Origin of the sequence: Streptomyces sp. NPDC001027 (assembly GCF_040299045.1) — a bacterium.
In the GTDB taxonomy this organism is placed as follows: Bacteria; Actinomycetota; Actinomycetes; order Streptomycetales; family Streptomycetaceae; genus Streptomyces.
This window is the reverse complement of the sequence record NZ_JBEPBI010000050.1, coordinates 1-14512: the sequence shown is the minus strand read 5'-3', so window position 1 is coordinate 14512 and position 14512 is coordinate 1. Positions and strand designations below refer to the sequence as shown.

Annotated in this window: 12 protein-coding genes; 4 read left to right on the top strand and 8 right to left on the bottom strand. The window is 71.6% G+C overall.

All coding sequences use genetic code 11. From position 1 onward, the window contains the following. Nucleotides 1-100: 100 nt before the first annotated feature. The 6 genes from ABT300_RS16660 to ABT300_RS16635 all read right to left on the bottom strand — a co-directional run bounded on the left by ABT300_RS16660 (nt 101) and on the right by ABT300_RS16635 (nt 8227). Complete coding sequence (locus ABT300_RS16660; protein WP_351675895.1) at nt 101-943, bottom strand: carbohydrate ABC transporter permease; 843 nt, start codon at nt 941-943, stop codon at nt 101-103. Beyond that, the gene (locus ABT300_RS16655) at nt 940-1923 is read right to left on the bottom strand and encodes a carbohydrate ABC transporter permease (RefSeq protein WP_351675893.1); all 984 of its coding nucleotides are present in this window, start codon (nt 1921-1923) and stop codon (nt 940-942) included. The genes ABT300_RS16660 and ABT300_RS16655 overlap by 4 nt, the downstream gene beginning before the upstream one ends. A 19-nt stretch (nt 1924-1942) precedes the next feature. After that, entirely contained in the window at nt 1943-3187 is a 1245-nt protein-coding gene (locus ABT300_RS16650) for a sugar ABC transporter substrate-binding protein (protein WP_351675891.1), read from the bottom strand. Between the two features lie 271 nt (nt 3188-3458). Then, nucleotides 3459-4529, bottom strand: a complete 1071-nt coding sequence (locus ABT300_RS16645) for a LacI family DNA-binding transcriptional regulator (RefSeq protein ID WP_351675889.1) — start codon at nt 4527-4529, stop codon at nt 3459-3461. A gap of 556 nt (nt 4530-5085) precedes the next feature. After that, entirely contained in the window at nt 5086-6717 is a 1632-nt protein-coding gene (locus ABT300_RS16640; protein ID WP_351675887.1) for an IclR family transcriptional regulator domain-containing protein, read from the bottom strand. Between the two features lie 196 nt (nt 6718-6913). Next, nucleotides 6914-8227 (bottom strand): M6 family metalloprotease domain-containing protein, encoded by a 1314-nt coding sequence (locus ABT300_RS16635; protein ID WP_351675885.1) that lies wholly within the window; start codon nt 8225-8227, stop codon nt 6914-6916. Nucleotides 8228-8623: 396 nt separating this feature from the next. On the opposite strand from ABT300_RS16635, the gene ABT300_RS16630 reads away from it, so the two are divergent. Both ABT300_RS16630 and ABT300_RS16625 read left to right on the top strand, forming a co-directional pair. Then, a complete protein-coding gene (locus tag ABT300_RS16630) occupies nt 8624-9298 on the top strand; it encodes a TetR/AcrR family transcriptional regulator (protein ID WP_351675883.1) in 675 nt (224 codons plus the stop codon). A gap of 155 nt (nt 9299-9453) precedes the next feature. Next, on the top strand, nt 9454-11001 hold the full coding sequence (locus ABT300_RS16625; RefSeq protein WP_351675881.1) for an MFS transporter: 1548 nt from the start codon (nt 9454-9456) through the stop codon (nt 10999-11001). A gap of 94 nt (nt 11002-11095) precedes the next feature. Here the strand turns inward: ABT300_RS16625 and ABT300_RS16620 are convergent, their stop codons facing one another. Continuing rightward, the gene (locus ABT300_RS16620) at nt 11096-11611 is read right to left on the bottom strand and encodes a MarR family winged helix-turn-helix transcriptional regulator (RefSeq protein ID WP_351675949.1); all 516 of its coding nucleotides are present in this window, start codon (nt 11609-11611) and stop codon (nt 11096-11098) included. A 146-nt stretch (nt 11612-11757) separates the two neighbouring features. On the opposite strand from ABT300_RS16620, the gene ABT300_RS16615 reads away from it, so the two are divergent. Continuing rightward, nucleotides 11758-12567, top strand: a complete 810-nt coding sequence (locus ABT300_RS16615) for a dioxygenase family protein (protein ID WP_351675879.1) — start codon at nt 11758-11760, stop codon at nt 12565-12567. A gap of 70 nt (nt 12568-12637) precedes the next feature. On the opposite strand, the gene ABT300_RS16610 is transcribed toward ABT300_RS16615, so the two are convergent. Continuing rightward, nucleotides 12638-13177 carry a GNAT family N-acetyltransferase gene (locus ABT300_RS16610; RefSeq protein WP_351675877.1) on the bottom strand — a complete coding sequence of 180 codons (540 nt, stop codon included), beginning with the start codon at nt 13175-13177 and terminating at the stop codon, nt 12638-12640. A 188-nt stretch (nt 13178-13365) separates the two neighbouring features. Between ABT300_RS16610 and ABT300_RS16605 the strand changes: the two genes are divergently transcribed. Next, nucleotides 13366-14364, top strand: a complete 999-nt coding sequence (locus tag ABT300_RS16605) for a sigma-70 family RNA polymerase sigma factor (protein WP_266721121.1) — start codon at nt 13366-13368, stop codon at nt 14362-14364. Nucleotides 14365-14512: the final 148 nt, after the last annotated feature.

Here is a 14512-nt window from a genome sequence, read left to right as displayed (position 1 = left end):
GGCGGTTCGCGTCCGCCGGACGGGGCGACGGCGCTCGCGCGGCGGCTCGTGGGGGGAGCGGGGAGCCGGGCGGTGCGGGGCGGCGCGCGGGGAGCCGGGGTCAGTCCTTGACGGCGCCGGCGGTCACGCCTGCGGCGACGTAGCGCTGGGCCAGGACGAGGATGACCGCGGCCGGCAGAGAGGCCACGACGGCGGTGGCCATGATGGCGTTCCACTGCTGGTTGTTGTTGCCGATGTAGTGGTAGATGCCGAGGGTGATCGGCTCGTGGGCGCCGCCGTTGACGAGGGTGCTCGCGAAGACGAAGTCGGACCAGGACCACAGGAAGGCGAACAGGGACACGGTGACGACGGAGTTGCGGCTCATCGGCAGGACGATCGCCCAGAAGGTGCGCAGCGGTCCGGCTCCGTCCGTCTTCGCGGCCTGCAGCAGTTCGCCGGGGATGCCGGACATGAACGCGGTGAAGATGAGGACGGCGAACGGGACGGCCAGCGTCGAGTCGGCGACGATCAGGCCGGGCACGGACTGGAGCAGGCCGAGCTGCAGGTAGATGGCGTAGAAGCCCATCGCCATGATGATGCCGGGGATCATCTGGGCGGCCAGCAGGACGAAGCCCAGGATTCCGCGGCCGCGCGGGCGTAGTTTGGCCAGCGCGTATCCGGCGGGCGCGGCCAGCGCCACGGTCAGGGCCACCGTCCCGAGGCCGATGACGAGGCTGGTGCCGAGGTAGGGCAGTTGCTGGTCGACGACGGCCCGGTAGCCCTCGAGGGTGGCGTGGGCGGGGAACAGGTCCGGCGGGCTCTTGCGCATGTCCTGGTCGGGGGTGAAGGACACGTTGAGCATCCAGTAGACCGGGAACAGCATGACCGCGGTCAGCAGGACGCCGACGGTCGTCTTCACCCAGGTGCGGCGGCGACGGCCCGGGACCGTCCGTGCGTGCGTCATGACAGTGCCTGCTTTCGCTGGACCCGGACATGGATCAGGCCGAAGACCAGGGCGGCGACGACCAGCAGGTTGCCGACGGCCGCTCCGGGGCCGAAGGCGGGCAGCAGGTTGCCGAAGCCGAGCTGGTAGGACCAGGTGGCGAAGGTGGTGGACGAGTCGGCCGGGCCGCCCTTGGTCATGATCCAGATGATGTCGAAGACCTTGAGCGTGTAGACGAGGCCCAGCAGCAGGGTGATCGCGGACACCGGACGCAGCAGGGGGAAGGTGATGCGCCAGAAGCGCTGCCAGGCGTTGGCTCCGTCGAGCGCGGCCGCCTCGTACAGGCCGGCGGGGATGGACTGCAGACCGCTGTAGAGCACGACCAGGTTGAAGGGGACGCCGATCCAGACGTTCGCGATGATCACCGACACCAGCGACCAGGACGGCGAGGTCAGCCAGTTCACGGAACCGATGCCGACGGCGTGCAGGGCGGCGTTGACGATGCCGGAGTCGCTGTTGAGCATCCACGACCAGGTCGACGCCGACACGATGAGCGGCAGCAGCCACGGCACCAGGAACAGCGCACGCAGGGTGGCGGAGAGCCGGAAGTGCTGGTTGAAGAAGACGGCGAGCCCCAGGCCGATCGCGTACTGGAAGACCAGGCACACGGCCGTGAACATCGCCGTGTGCAGCAGCGCGGGAGCGAACGTCGGGTCGTCGAAGACGGCCCGGTAGTTGGCCAGGCCCGTGAACGGCGCGTCGCCCCGGACGAAGGAGCGCACGGTGTAGTGGCGCAGGCTCAGATCGATGTTGCGGTAGAGCGGATAGGCGTAGAAGAGGACGAGGTAGAGGGTCACCGGGGTCAGGAACGCCCAGGCGGCCCACTGCGGGGAGGCGGGACGGCGCCGGGCGGGGGTGCGGGCCGGGGGCGGGGCGGCGGTCGCCGCCCCGTTCCGGTCGCGTACCGGCGGGCGGTCCGGCGACGCTGTCGTGTGTCTCATGGGTTGACCGGCGTCCTGGTCACTCGGCGGCGGACTGGGCTGCGGTCAGGGCGTCCTTCGGCGACGCGGACCCGCTGAGCGAGGACTGCACGGCCTTCCACAACTGCTCGGAGATCTTGGGGTACTTGGTGCCCAGGTCGTCACTGGTGCGTCCCTTGGCGGCGTGCACCGCGTCGACCCAGGGCTTGAGTCCCGGCTCGGCCGCGACCTGCTGGCCCTGGACCTCGGCGGTGGGAGCCACGTAGGACAGCGTCGTGTCGGTGGCGAGCAGGTTCTGGCTGCTGCTCAGGCAGGACACCAGCTTCTGCGTGGTGGCGTAGCGGCCGGTGTCGTCCTGCACCGGGACGGTGACGAACTCACCGCCCGTAGGAGCCGCGGCGTCGCCCCCGGTGGCGGCGGGCACGGGGATGACGCCGTAGTCGAAGCCGGCCTTCGCGGCGTTGGCGAGCTGCCAGGTGCCGTTCTCCGCGAACGCGTAGTCGCCCGTCGCGAACTCCTGCCAGCTGGTCGTCTGGGTGTTGTTGATCACCGAGTTGGGGGCGTAGCCCTTGTCCAGCCAGTTCTTCCACAGCGACAGCGCGGAGACCGCCTGGTCGGAGTCGAGCGCGGTCAGCTGGGCTCCGGAGCCCCAGTACCAGGGCAGGAACTGGAAGCTGCCCTCCTCCGTGCCGATCGCGGAGAACGTGATGCCCTTCTTGCCCGCTCCCTTGACCTTGGCGAGCGCCGCCGTCAGCGACTTCCAGTCCTTGACGGAGGAGATGTCCACGCCCGCCGTCTTGAGGACCGCCTTGTTGTAGTACAGGGCGAGGGTGTTGGCGCCGATGGGGGCGCCGTAGGTCTTCCCGCCCGACTGGCCGGCCGCGAGCAGGTTGTGGTCGACCTTCGAGACGTCCAGCTTGTTGTCGTCGGTGGAGGTGAGCACGCCCGCTTCCGCCAGGGTGGACACCACCGGGTTGTCGACGATGAGGACGTCCGCGGAGTTGCCCTGCTGCGCCGCGAGCAGCGCCTTGTTGGTGAGGTCGCCGGTGTCGAACGCGGTTCGCTTGATCTTCACGCCGGCCTTGGCGCCGCAGCCGTCCAGCAGCTTCGCCCACGCCGACGTCTTGTCGAACTGGGGGTAGGGGTCCCAGATGGTGAACGTGCCGCCGTCCGAGGCGTTCGTGGACGTGCCGCTCCCTGCGGAGGAGCATGCGGCGGCCCCGGCGGTGACGGCGACGACGGTCAGGACTGCGGCGGCGAGACGCCGTCCGGCGGATCTGTTCATGGCGAGTCCTCCATGGATTTCGGCACGGGTGTGCCCTGGGATCGGCACGGGTGTGCCCGGGGGATCGGCACAGACATGGGTGTGCCGTGGGATCGGCACAGACGTGGGTGTGCCGGGGGAGGGGTGATCGGGGGCCCGCGGTTCGCGGAACCGGGGCGGTGGATTGTGCGGTCGGTCGGTCCGTCAGCCGGCCGTTCGGCGGCCGTCCGGCGGTGTGCGGAGGGCGCCGGGAGGGGGCGCCCCCCGGGGAGGGCTACCCCCCGGGGGAGGGCTAGGGGTGAGTGGAGTCCGCGGGGTCCGCTCCCGGATCGGCGGGAGCGGCTCCGGCGGGGGTGGAGCCGGCGGGCGCGGTGCTGGCCCGCAGCGAGATCGGCGGGGTGAGGAGGTGGTGCCGGGCCGGTGAGTCGGGATGGTCGAGCCGCTCGACGAGCAGGTCGACGGCGAGGCGGCCCATCTGCTCCGCCGGCACGTCGGCGGCGGTGAGCTGCGGGGTCACCGTCTCCGCCCACCGGCCGGCCACGACCCCGGTGACGGAGAAGTCGCGCGGCACATGGCGGCCGGCCTGCGCCAGCCCCCGGTAGAGGCCGCCGAGCGCGGCTTCGTTCAGCGTGACGAGCGCCGTGGTGGCGGGATCGTCGTGCAGGATCCGCTCCAGGCAGGCGAGGCCCGAGGCGGGGTCGTCTCCGCAGCAGTACGTCCTGACGGTGAGGCCGCGTTCCGCGGCGGCCTTGGTGAACCCGTCGAGACCCCGGTGGGCCGATTCGTAGCCGGCCCGCAGCAGTTGCTCGGGCCGGTTGACGAAGGCGACCCTGCGATGGCCCAGGTCCGCGAGGTGGTGCACGCAGGCCGCCGCCAGCGCTGTGTGGTCCAGGCCCACCCACCAGCTGCCCTGCGGGTGCGCGGTGCGGCCGATGGCGACGGAGGGGAAGTCCAGCGCGGTGAGATGGTCGAGCCGGTCGTCCTGCAGCCGGATCTCCATCAGGATCGCGCCGTCGACCCGCCGTTCGCCCAGCAGCCGCTGGAACGAGCGGTCGCTGTCCATGCCGCTGGGCGAGAGCAGCACGTCGTAGTCGTAGGCCGCGGCGGCCTCCGTCACGCTGCCGATGAAGTCGAGCTGCATGCCGGTGTAGTGGTTGCCGGCGGGCGGGAAGACCAGGCCGATGGTGTTGGTCCGGCCGTTGGCCAGGGCTCGCGCACTCGCGTTGGGCTGGTAGCCCAGCTCGTCGATGACCCGCTGGATCTTGTCGCGGGTCTCCTCGGACACGGGGCGCTTCCCGCTGAGGGCGTACGACACGGTGCTCCGCGAGACACCGGCCCGCTTGGCGATCTCACCGATGTTCACGGGACTCCTTGCCGGGTTGATCGAACCGGTTCGACTGTTCCGGGGAACGACCTCGGCCGGGTGGCCGATCGTCGAACCGGTTCGCGTGAAGTGAAGGTAGGAGCAACCCGGACGGGTGTCAACGCTTCGCGCCGGATTTCTCGTAACGTCCCGGAAACGCCCGCGGAGCGTGGACGCCCCATGGACGCCCCGCCCGGACCGGTGGGCCGCGAGCCCGCGTGTCGTCGGGCCGGAGGCGGTGCGCGCGGGCGGAAAAGCCCTGTTCCCGGGTGGTGAAAGGCCCTGTAGGGGAGAGGGCGCGGCGTCGGGGCGGGCCTCTGCGCCGGCCCGGGGACGGCCCCGGGATCGCCCGCGGGGGCCGGCCCAGGGGGCGGCGGAGGGCGGTCGGGGGCGGCGTCAGTCTGGCGGGGGCGGCGCGGGGAGCCGTGCAAGGGGCGGCGTCCGGGGTGTTGTCGGCCCGCGCCGCCGGTGTTAATTTCATCGAACCGGTTCGATTACCTCGCGCGGGCGGCGAGCGGCGAGAGACACCGCCGAGCGGATCGGAAGAGAGGTTCTGTCAGGTCAGAGGGACGTGGGTGAAGCGGGCCGCCGTGTGGAGGTCGGCCTCGATGCGCGAGGCCGCCGACCGCAGGGCCGGGAGGACGTCCCGCACGCACTCCTCGGCCGTGCGGCGGGCGACATGGGTGGCCGCGTTCAGGGCGGCGACGGTGCGGCCCGCACGGTCGTGGATCGGGACGGCGATCGCTCGCACCCCCTGCTCGAGTTCCTCGTCCGCCAGGGCGTACGACGAGGCGGGGTCCCCGGGCGCCGCCAGCAGCACCCGGCCCAGGGACGTCGAGTGGGCGGGCAGCCGCGTGCCGACGCCGACGTCCACGCTCATGACGTGGCTCGCGGCGGCCCGGGCCGTGTACTGGATCTCCTCGCGGGACCCGGTCAGCACCGCCAGCGAGGTCGTCTCCCGGACGTCGTCCGCCAGCGCCGCCATGTGCGGAGCCGCGATCCGGGGCAGCGAGGTGCGGGAGAGCGGAGGGAAGCCGAGGGCGAGGACCCGGGGCGTGAGGGCGAAGGCGCGGGGGCCGGCCGCTGTCACCAGGCCCAGGTGCTGGTAGGTGATCAGCGCCCGGCGGGCCGTCGCCCGCGCGAGTCCCGTCGCCTTCGCGACCTCGGTGAGGGTGAGTTCGGCCCTGCCCTCGCCGAACGCCGTCAGGACGGTCAGCCCCCGGGCGAGGGACTCGATGAACTCGCGGCCCAGTTCCTGCTTGGACGCCCCCGTCCAGACGGCCAGCCCCGCGGGCGGCGGGCCGGACTCCGCGGCCGGCGCCCGGCGCAGCTCGTCCTCCATCGCCGCGACGGCCGTGCGCAGCCGGGGGAGCAGGGCGGCGCGCAGATCCGCCGCCGTGTGCCGGCTCGTGTGGCTGACGACGCTCGCCACGCACGCGATCCGCGCGGTGCGCGGGTCGCGGACCGGGACGGACACGGCGACCAGGCCCGCTTCGATCAGCTGGTCGTCCAGGGCGCAGTCCTCGTCCGCCGCCAGGGCCGTCCTGCGGGCGAAGCCGAAGCCGTCGTCGTCCGAGAGCGAGGGGGGCGGCGGGACGGCCGGGAAGGCCCCGTCGTGCGGGTCCGCCGTGCGGCGGGCGCGCCAGGACCGCCACTCCTCGTCGGTCCACGCGGTGGCGAACAGCGGTCCCGGCGCGGTGCGTTCGGCCGGCAGCAGGTCGCCGATGCGGAAGCTCAGGGACATCGCGCGGCGGCGGGTCGCCTGGTGGATGAAGCGGATGCCGTCGCCGTCGGCGACCGCCAGGGACACGGACTCGTCGAGTTCGTCGGCCAGGGCGTCCGCGGCGGACGACAGCAGCGCCGGCAGGCGCAGGGCGGCCAGATAGGCGTTGCCCAGTTCCATGACGCGGGGGGTCAGCACGGCGTTCCGGCCGTCGAGGCGGACGTATCCCATGCGGGCGAGGGTCGCCACGATCCGGTCGACCGTCGAACGCGCGAGGCCGGTGCCGCGCTCCAGGTCGCTCGGACTCGCCGTGCCGCCCGCGGCGGTCAGTCGCCTCAGCACGTCGACCCCGCGGATCAGCGGCGTGACGGCCTCCGCCGGAGCGGGCGCGGCGGCCTCCGGAGGCGGGCCGGGCGCGGCGGCCCCGGGCGGCGGGGCGGGTGCGGGCGTCCTGGTCGCGGGCATGCGGTGAATTCTCCGATACGGGCGGTACGGGGGTGCGGCGCCGGCACGGGGACCGGCGCCGCGCACTGCGGGGGTCGGCGGGGCGGTGTGCCTGCTGCCCTGCGGCTGCCGCCCTACGATAGCCCGGGGCCCTCCCCGCACCGGCTCGAGCCGCCGCCGCGGGCCTGTCGTCCGAGCCCGGCCGGGTGGGCCGTGCCTACCGGCGGGTCACCCGCACCCGGTATCCGTCCGGGGAGTCCGCCTTCGTGACGTCGATCCGGATGCCCCTCTTCGGGTCCTTGAAGGTCTCGCCCGGGGCGAAGGGGGCGTCGGAGAGCTCGGCGTGGACGTTGGGGCTGCGGGTGCAGCCGCCGCTGTCGGGGCGGGAGTCGTAGACGGTCACCGGGCCCATGCCGGTGTCGACGTCGGCGTCCACCTTGTAGACGAGGACGCCCGGGCGGCACACCGCCTCGTCGTTCCCGCCGCGTGCGCGCATCTCGACGGCGTAGCCGGTGCGGGCGCCGAGCGGGACGAAGACGAGTTTCGGGCCGCCCGCGCGCGCGAGGGGCGTCAGCGGGTACTCCGTCGTGCCCGGCGTCGCCGCGCAGGCGATCTGGGAGGCGTCCAGCCAGCCGAGCTTCCACTTGTGCCAGCCGAGCAGGTCGTTGTTGGCCCCCCAGTCCTCGCTCATGATGTCCCAGTGGCCGACGGCGCCGCCGCCCTCCTGGGTGTAGAGGTCGGGCAGGCCGAAGACATGCCCGTTCTCATGGGGCAGGACCCGGTAGCCGGTCCGGTCGTAGGAGCCGGAGCCGTCGTCCTGGCGGGAGTACACGAACGAGGCGTTCGCCACCGACACCCCGTCGGCGACCGGCGCCTCCGCGTTCCCGGCGAACGTCACCGACAGGACCGTGTCCAGCGCGGAGGGGCCCGCGTTCGGGGTGATCAGCACGTTCAGGAGGTCGTAGTGGCGGAAGTCGACCTCCGGGTCGGCGGCGCCCACGATGTCCTGGACGAGTTCGCGATAGCCGGGCTCGAACGGCGCGCCGCGCTCTATGCCGTACGCGTGGAACGACTTGGGCATGCGCAGCCAGTGCCGGACGGGCGTCTCGGCGCGGTAGTCGAGACGCCCGTAGGAAGCCGTGCGGAACCACTGCTCCGTCTGCGGGAAGAACTCGCGGTAGCGGCTCAGCGCGCTGCCCCGGCCGGGCGCGTCGGAGAAGTCGATCATCAGGGTGAGGGCGCGGACGACGCCGGTGGAGCGGGCGTAGCCGCCTGCGGTGGGCAGGCCTTCGGACATCTGGACGGACGCGCGCCCACTGATCATGCAGGGGGCGAGGGCGGCGGTGCGGGCCACGGTGAGGGGGCCGGCGCCGGCCGTCGTCGAGTTGGGGACGGGGGCGAGGTGACCGCTGCCGGCGGACGAGCTGAGGGCGAGCGTCAGGACGGTGACGGAGGCGAGGGCGGCGGCGCGGCGCGTGCGTATCGGACGGCGGCGCGGGTCCCGGGCAGTGCGCGCGGACTGCGGCTGCATGCGGGGGCCTTTCGCTCCGGCAGCCACCGGTCGCCGGCTGCGTCCTGATCACCTCCTGATCACCCTCTTGCAGGGCGCATGCGGGCGCGCGCTGGAGGAGACCGATCGTGGGTTACCGGCCGGTACGAGGCCCGGCGAGGGGTCGGCGCGGGGGCGGTGCGGGGGCCGGTACAAGGGCGGTGCGAGGCCGATGCGGGGCTGGCGCGAGGGCGGTGCGGAAGGCGGTGGCAGGGATGCGGAGCGGGGCCGACCGAGTTGTGGCCCAGGTCACATCGAAAACTTCCAGGTCCGGGAAATAACCGGGGACGCCGTCCCCGTTTAGCTAGGTGTCCGAGTGAAACGGGGACTGGTTCCCCGGATCGCAGCAACAGACGTCCGTGACGCACCGTGCGTCACATGAACCTCAGACAGGAGTACGCCGTGCAGACCGCGACCGCGATCCCCGCAGAGCGCAAGGCGACCCGGCCTCGCGCCGACGCCCTGCGCAACCGGGAGCGGATCGTCTCCGCCGCCCGCGAGATGTTCACCGAGTTCGGCCCCGACGTGCCGCTCGACGAGATCGCCCGCCGGGCCGGCGTGGGCAACGCCACGGTGTACCGCAACTTCCCCGACCGGGACGCGCTGGTCCGCGAGGTCGTCTGCTCGGTGCTGGACCGCACGGTCCGGGCCGGACAGACCGCCCTCGCCGAGACGGGCGACGCGTTCGAGGCGCTGGAGCGCTTCGTGCACGTCTCCGCCGACGAGCGGATCAGCGCGCTGTGCCCGATGATCTCCAGCACCTTCGACGAGCACCACCCCGACCTCGAGGCCGCCCGCGAACGGTGTGAGCGGATCATCGAGGAGGTCATGGACCGCGCGAGGGCGGCCGGGCAGCTCAGGCCCGACGTCGGCGTGGGGGACGTGATGATCGCGGTGGCGCAGCTCAGCCGGCCCCCGGCCGGCACGGCCTGCCCGAGCGCGGACCGCTTCCTCCACCGTCATCTGCAGCTGTTCCTGGACGGACTGCGGGCTCCCGCGCCCTCCGTGCTGCCGGGGGAGGCCGTGACCATGGAGGACCTGCGCCGCCCGTGATCGACCGCATGTGACCGACCGTCCGTGACCGACCGTCCGTGATCGATCTTCCGGGACCGACCGTCCGGGATCGTCGTTCTCCTTCCACCCCTGTACTTCAGTCCTTCCGTTTTCTTCCGTTTTTTCCGTCACGAAGTCCCGAAGCGGGTATTCCCATGTCTGAAACAGCCCAGAAGGCCTCGGCCCCGGTCCCCGGCAAGGGGGGCGGGCCGGACGCCAACCGCTGGAAAGCGCTGGCCTTCATCGCTCTCGCCCAGCTGATGGTCGTCCTCGACGCGACCATCGTGAACATCGCGATGCCCTCCGCCCAGCAGGACCTCGGCATCTCCGACGGCAACCGGCAGTGGATCGTCACCGCCTACGCCCTCGCCTTCGGCGGTCTGCTGCTGTTCGGCGGCCGCATAGCCGACCTGTGGGGGCGCAAGCGCGCCTTCGTCGTCGGCCTCGGCGGTTTCGCCGCCGCCTCCGCGCTCGGCGGCGCCGCCGTCAACGAGGCGATGATGTTCGGCGCCCGCGCGCTCCAGGGCGCGTTCGGCGCGCTGCTCGCGCCCGCCGCGCTCTCCCTGCTCGCGGTGATGTTCACCGACGCGAAGGAGCGCGCCAAGGCGTTCGGCATCTACGGTGCGATCGCCGGCGGCGGCGGCGCCGTCGGCCTGATCCTCGGCGGCTTCCTCACCGAGTACCTGGACTGGCGCTGGACGTTCTTCGTGAACATCCCGTTCGCGATCGTCGCCGCGGCCGGCGCGTACTTCGTCATCCGTGAGCCGGAGGGCGGCCGCAACCGTTCGCCGCTCGACATCCCGGGCGTCGTCCTTTCCACCCTCGGTCTGGTCTCCCTGGTCTACGGCTTCACCCGCGCCGAGTCGGAGGGCTGGAGCGACTCCCTGACCATCGGCATGTTCGTCGCCGCGGCCGTCCTGCTGGCCGCCTTCGTGATCGTCGAGGCGAAGGTCAAGGCCCCGCTGCTGCCGCTGCGCGTGATCACCGAGCGCAACCGCGGCGGTGTCTACCTCTCCCTCGGTCTCGCGATCATCGCGATGTTCGGCCTGTTCCTCTTCCTGACCTACTACCTGCAGATCGTGAAGGGCTACTCGCCGGTCAAGACCGGTTTCGCCTTCCTCCCGATGATCGCGGGCATGATCACCGGCTCCACCCAGATCGGCACCCGTCTGATGACGAGGGTCCCCCCGCGTCTGCTCATGGGTCCGGGCTTCCTGGTCGCCGCGGTCGGCATGCTGTTCCTGACCCGTCTGCAGATCGACACCTCGTACGCGGCGGTGCTGCTGCCGGCGATGCTGCTGCTCGGCCTCGGCATGGGTACGGCGTTCATGCCGGCCATGTCCATGGCCACGCTGGGCGTCGAGCCGCGGGACGCCGGCGTCGCCTCCGCGATGGTCAACACCTCGCAGCAGGTGGGCGGCGCGATCGGCACCGCCCTGCTGAACACCATCGCCGCGTCCGCGACGACCTCGTACATCAAGGACCACATCGCCGGCGCCGGCTCCAAGCCCCAGCAGCAGCTGGTCCAGCTGGAGGGCATGGTGCACGGTTACACCAGCGCCATCTGGTTCGCCGTCGGCATCCTGGTGGCGGCCGCCGCGATCGCCATGACCCTCATCAACGCCGGCAAGCCGGACATGGGCCCGGTCGCGGGCTCGGGGTCGAAGGACGCCGAGGAGGCCGTCCCGGTGATGGTCCACTGACCCGCCCGTGGCGCCGGCCCGCCCGGCCGGCTGACCCGCCCACGGGTACGGCGGAGCCGGGCAGGTCCGCCGGTCCAGCGGGGCCAGGGCTGGTCTAGCGGAGCCAGGGCAGGTCCGCACCCGCTTCGTTGGGCTGAAGTCCCTCGGCGATGATCTGCATGATCTCGCCGAGGGACTTCTGCTGTTCCGGGGAGAGCCGGTCGAACAGGGCGTTGCGCACGACGGCGACATGGCCCGGCGCGGCGCGCCTGAGCATGTCCAGACCCTCGTCGGTCAGCACGGCGAACTGGCCGCGCTTGTCGGAGGGGCAGTCCTCGCGGCGCACCCAGCCGTTCTTCTCCAGACGTGCGATGGCGTGGGAGAGGCGGGAGCGGGTGATCTTGGCGTGCTTGGCCAGTTCGGTCATCCGCAGCCGTCGGTGGGTGCACTCGGCGAGCTTGACCAGGAGGCCGTAGTAAACGTGGGGCATGCCCGCATCACGTTGCAGCTGCCGGTCCATGTGGTCCTCGAGGAGGGTGGTGGCGTGCACGTAGGAGCGCCAGACGAGCTGCTCCTCTGCGGTGAGCCAGCGCGGCTGCGGCTCGTCGGCGGATGTGGGTGCCTTCTTCATGTACTCCACTGTAAACGTCAGCTCCTTGAAATTTAAATCATTTAGGAATATGCTCATGGCTGTTGACGTTTTAGATTTCAATCAACCATCGGGATCGACGTCGTCCGGGAACCGGCTCGGTCCGACCCCGGGAAGGAGCAGCTGCCATGTCCGCCGCAACTCAGGAGCCCGCCCTCCCCCGGGAACGCATGCCCGCGCTCTACCTCAGTCACGGCGCCCCGCCGCTCGCGGACGACCCGGTCTGGCCCGACGAGCTCGCCGCGTGGTCGGCGGACCTGCCCCGCCCCAAGGCGATCCTGATGGTCTCCGCCCACTGGGAGGAGGCCCCGCTCGCCCTCGGCGCCGTCGACCCCGTCCCCCTCGTCTACGACTTCTGGGGCTTCCCCGAGCACTACTACCAGGTGAAGTACGACGCCCCCGGCGCGCCCGCGCTCGCCGAGAGCGTGCGCAAGCTGCTGCGCGCCCCCGGCATCCCCGTACAGGACATCCCCGACCGCGGCCTCGACCACGGCGCCTACGTCCCGCTCGTCGAGATGTTCCCGGCCGCCGACATCCCGGTCCTGCAGATCTCCATGCCCACGCTCGACCCCGTGAAGCTGATGGACATCGGCCGCAAGCTCGCACCGCTGCGCGACGAGGGCGTCCTGATCGTCGGCTCAGGGTTCTTCACCCACAACCTGGCCGCGCTGCGGCACCCCGGCGGGGGCGTGCCCACCTGGTCCTCGGAGTTCGACGACTGGGGCCGGCGCGCGCTGGAGACGCGTGACTGGGACGGTCTGCTCGACTTCCTCCACAAGGCCCCGGCCGGCCGGTACGCCCATCCGCGCACCGAGCACTTCGCCCCGCTGTTCGTGACCATGGGCGCCGCGGAGGTGACCGGCGAGCTGGACGCGCAGAAGTCCGTGATCGACGGGTTCTGGATGGGCCTCGCGAAGCGGTCGGTGCAGTTCGGCTGACCCGTGCGCCCGCACCGGCCGCGAGGGGACGGCTCCGCCGGCGCTCAGAGGTCCCGCTCAGAGGTCCCGCTCATAGGTCCTTCTCGTACCAGGCCACGTCCCAGTAGCGGCCGAACTTGCGGCCCACCTCCCGGTAGGTGCCGACGTGCCGGAAACCGAAGCGTTCGTGCAGCCGCGCGGACGCTTCGTTGGGCTGTGCGATGCCCGCGTACGCCCGGTGCAGGTCCTCGTCGGCGAGCGCTTCGAAGAGCGCCTTGTAGAGCAGCGTGCCGATGCCGCGCCGGCCGGCGTCGGGAGCGACGTAGACCGTCACCTCCACCGAGGTGGCGTAGGCCCCTTTGGGCCGGTACGGACTGGATGTCGCGTAACCCAGGATCGCCTGTGGGACGCCGTGGATGTCCTGTGAGTCCGTTTCCGTGGCAACCAACAGGCGGTACGGCCCGTCTTCAGGGTGGGAGAGCAGCCAAGGACGTCGCTCTTCCGGACTGAAGACCGCGGTGTCGAATGTGATGGGCGTCTCACGTACGTAGTGGTTGTAGAGGCTGGTGAGGGCTTCGAGGTCATCCTCGATTCCCGGCCTGACCTGCACCTCTGTACGTTCCGACGACATCGGCCCTCCTCGCGTGGTCGGACAGGGTACTGCAAGATCATCAAATTCGGGGTGCGGGTTGGGAATTCTGTCCTGATTCCAGTCGTTGTTTCCATCAGATGCCGGGCACCCGAGGAGAGTCGCAAGTTCCGAGAGTGACCGGGCGTCTGAAGGGCCACCCGCCGAACCTCCATCGCAAGGGAGCACGCATGGCAACCCGTGCCGTCGCCCGCCGCAAGTCCGCCACCGGCGAGACGAGCAGCGCGGCCCGCAGTGTTCGCGCCCATGGCGGCGAGATCGCCGACCGCGACCTGGTCGGCATGTACCTCGACGAGATCGCGCGCACACCCCTGCTCGACGCCGCGAAGGAAGTCGAGCTGTCCCAGATCATCGAGGCCGGCGTGTTCGCGCAGCAGGTCCTCGACGGTGAGGAGGAGTCCAGGGCGGACGCCTCCCGCGAGGAGCTCGAGGCCCTGGTCGCGGACAGCGAGCGGGCCAAGGACGTCTTCATCCGTTCCAACCTCCGGCTGGTGGTCGCGGTCGCCCGCCGTTACCCCCGAAGCGGTCTCCCCCTCCTCGACCTCATCCAGGAGGGCAACGCGGGCCTGGTGCGCGCGGTCGAGAAGTTCGACTACCGCAAGGGCTTCAAGTTCTCCACGTACGCGACCTGGTGGATCCGTCAGGCCATCACCCGCTCGATAGCGGACCAGTCGCGCACGATCCGGCTGCCCGTGCACCTGGTGGAGGAGCTCGGCCGGATCCGCCGCGTACAGCGCGAGTTCAACCGTGAGAACGGCCGGGATCCGGAGCCCGCGGAGATCGCCGCCGAGCTCGGCTCGACGCCGGAGCGCGTGACCGACGTCCTGGACTGGGCCCGTGACCCGGTCTCGCTGAACATGTCGGTCGACGACCAGGGCGAGACGCAGTTCGGCGACCTGCTGGAGGACACCTCCGCGGTCTCGCCCGAGCAGTCCGTCCTCACCCTGCTGCGCAGCGAGGAGCTGGACGGCCTGATCGACCGTCTCGACCCGCGCACCGCCTCCATCATCAAGATGCGTTACGGCATCGACGACGGCCGGGAGCGCACCCTGACCGAGGTCGGCAAGGAGCACGGCCTGACGAGGGAGCGCATCCGCCAGATCGAGAAGCACGCCCTGCTGGAACTGAAGAAGCTGGCCCGCGACACGGGCTTCGAGGCGGCGGCGTAGCAGGCCGGATCCCCACGGATCCGGCAGGCACGGCAGGGGTGGCCGGCGTCGACGACGCGGACACCCCGCCGTGCGCCGACGCCGGAAACTGCCGCCCGCGCGGGAAGTCGACGGCCGGCGCCGGGCGTTGCGGCGAGGCCGCTCGGCC

What these genes read in the sequence shown, in the direction of transcription:
- ABT300_RS16620 (WP_351675949.1), bottom strand. Translation starts at nt 11,611, where the DNA reads ATGAAGAAGGCACCCACATCCGCCGACGAGCCGCAGCCGCGCTGGCTC.
- ABT300_RS16625 (WP_351675881.1), top strand. Translation starts at nt 9,454, where the DNA reads ATGTCTGAAACAGCCCAGAAGGCCTCGGCCCCGGTCCCCGGCAAGGGG.
- ABT300_RS16605 (WP_266721121.1), top strand. Translation starts at nt 13,366, where the DNA reads ATGGCAACCCGTGCCGTCGCCCGCCGCAAGTCCGCCACCGGCGAGACG.
- ABT300_RS16640 (WP_351675887.1), bottom strand. Translation starts at nt 6,717, where the DNA reads ATGCCCGCGACCAGGACGCCCGCACCCGCCCCGCCGCCCGGGGCCGCC.
- ABT300_RS16635 (WP_351675885.1), bottom strand. Translation starts at nt 8,227, where the DNA reads ATGCAGCCGCAGTCCGCGCGCACTGCCCGGGACCCGCGCCGCCGTCCG.
- ABT300_RS16660 (WP_351675895.1), bottom strand. Translation starts at nt 943, where the DNA reads ATGACGCACGCACGGACGGTCCCGGGCCGTCGCCGCCGCACCTGGGTG.
- ABT300_RS16610 (WP_351675877.1), bottom strand. Translation starts at nt 13,177, where the DNA reads ATGTCGTCGGAACGTACAGAGGTGCAGGTCAGGCCGGGAATCGAGGAT.
- ABT300_RS16655 (WP_351675893.1), bottom strand. Translation starts at nt 1,923, where the DNA reads ATGAGACACACGACAGCGTCGCCGGACCGCCCGCCGGTACGCGACCGG.
- ABT300_RS16650 (WP_351675891.1), bottom strand. Translation starts at nt 3,187, where the DNA reads ATGAACAGATCCGCCGGACGGCGTCTCGCCGCCGCAGTCCTGACCGTC.
- ABT300_RS16630 (WP_351675883.1), top strand. Translation starts at nt 8,624, where the DNA reads ATGAACCTCAGACAGGAGTACGCCGTGCAGACCGCGACCGCGATCCCC.
- ABT300_RS16615 (WP_351675879.1), top strand. Translation starts at nt 11,758, where the DNA reads ATGTCCGCCGCAACTCAGGAGCCCGCCCTCCCCCGGGAACGCATGCCC.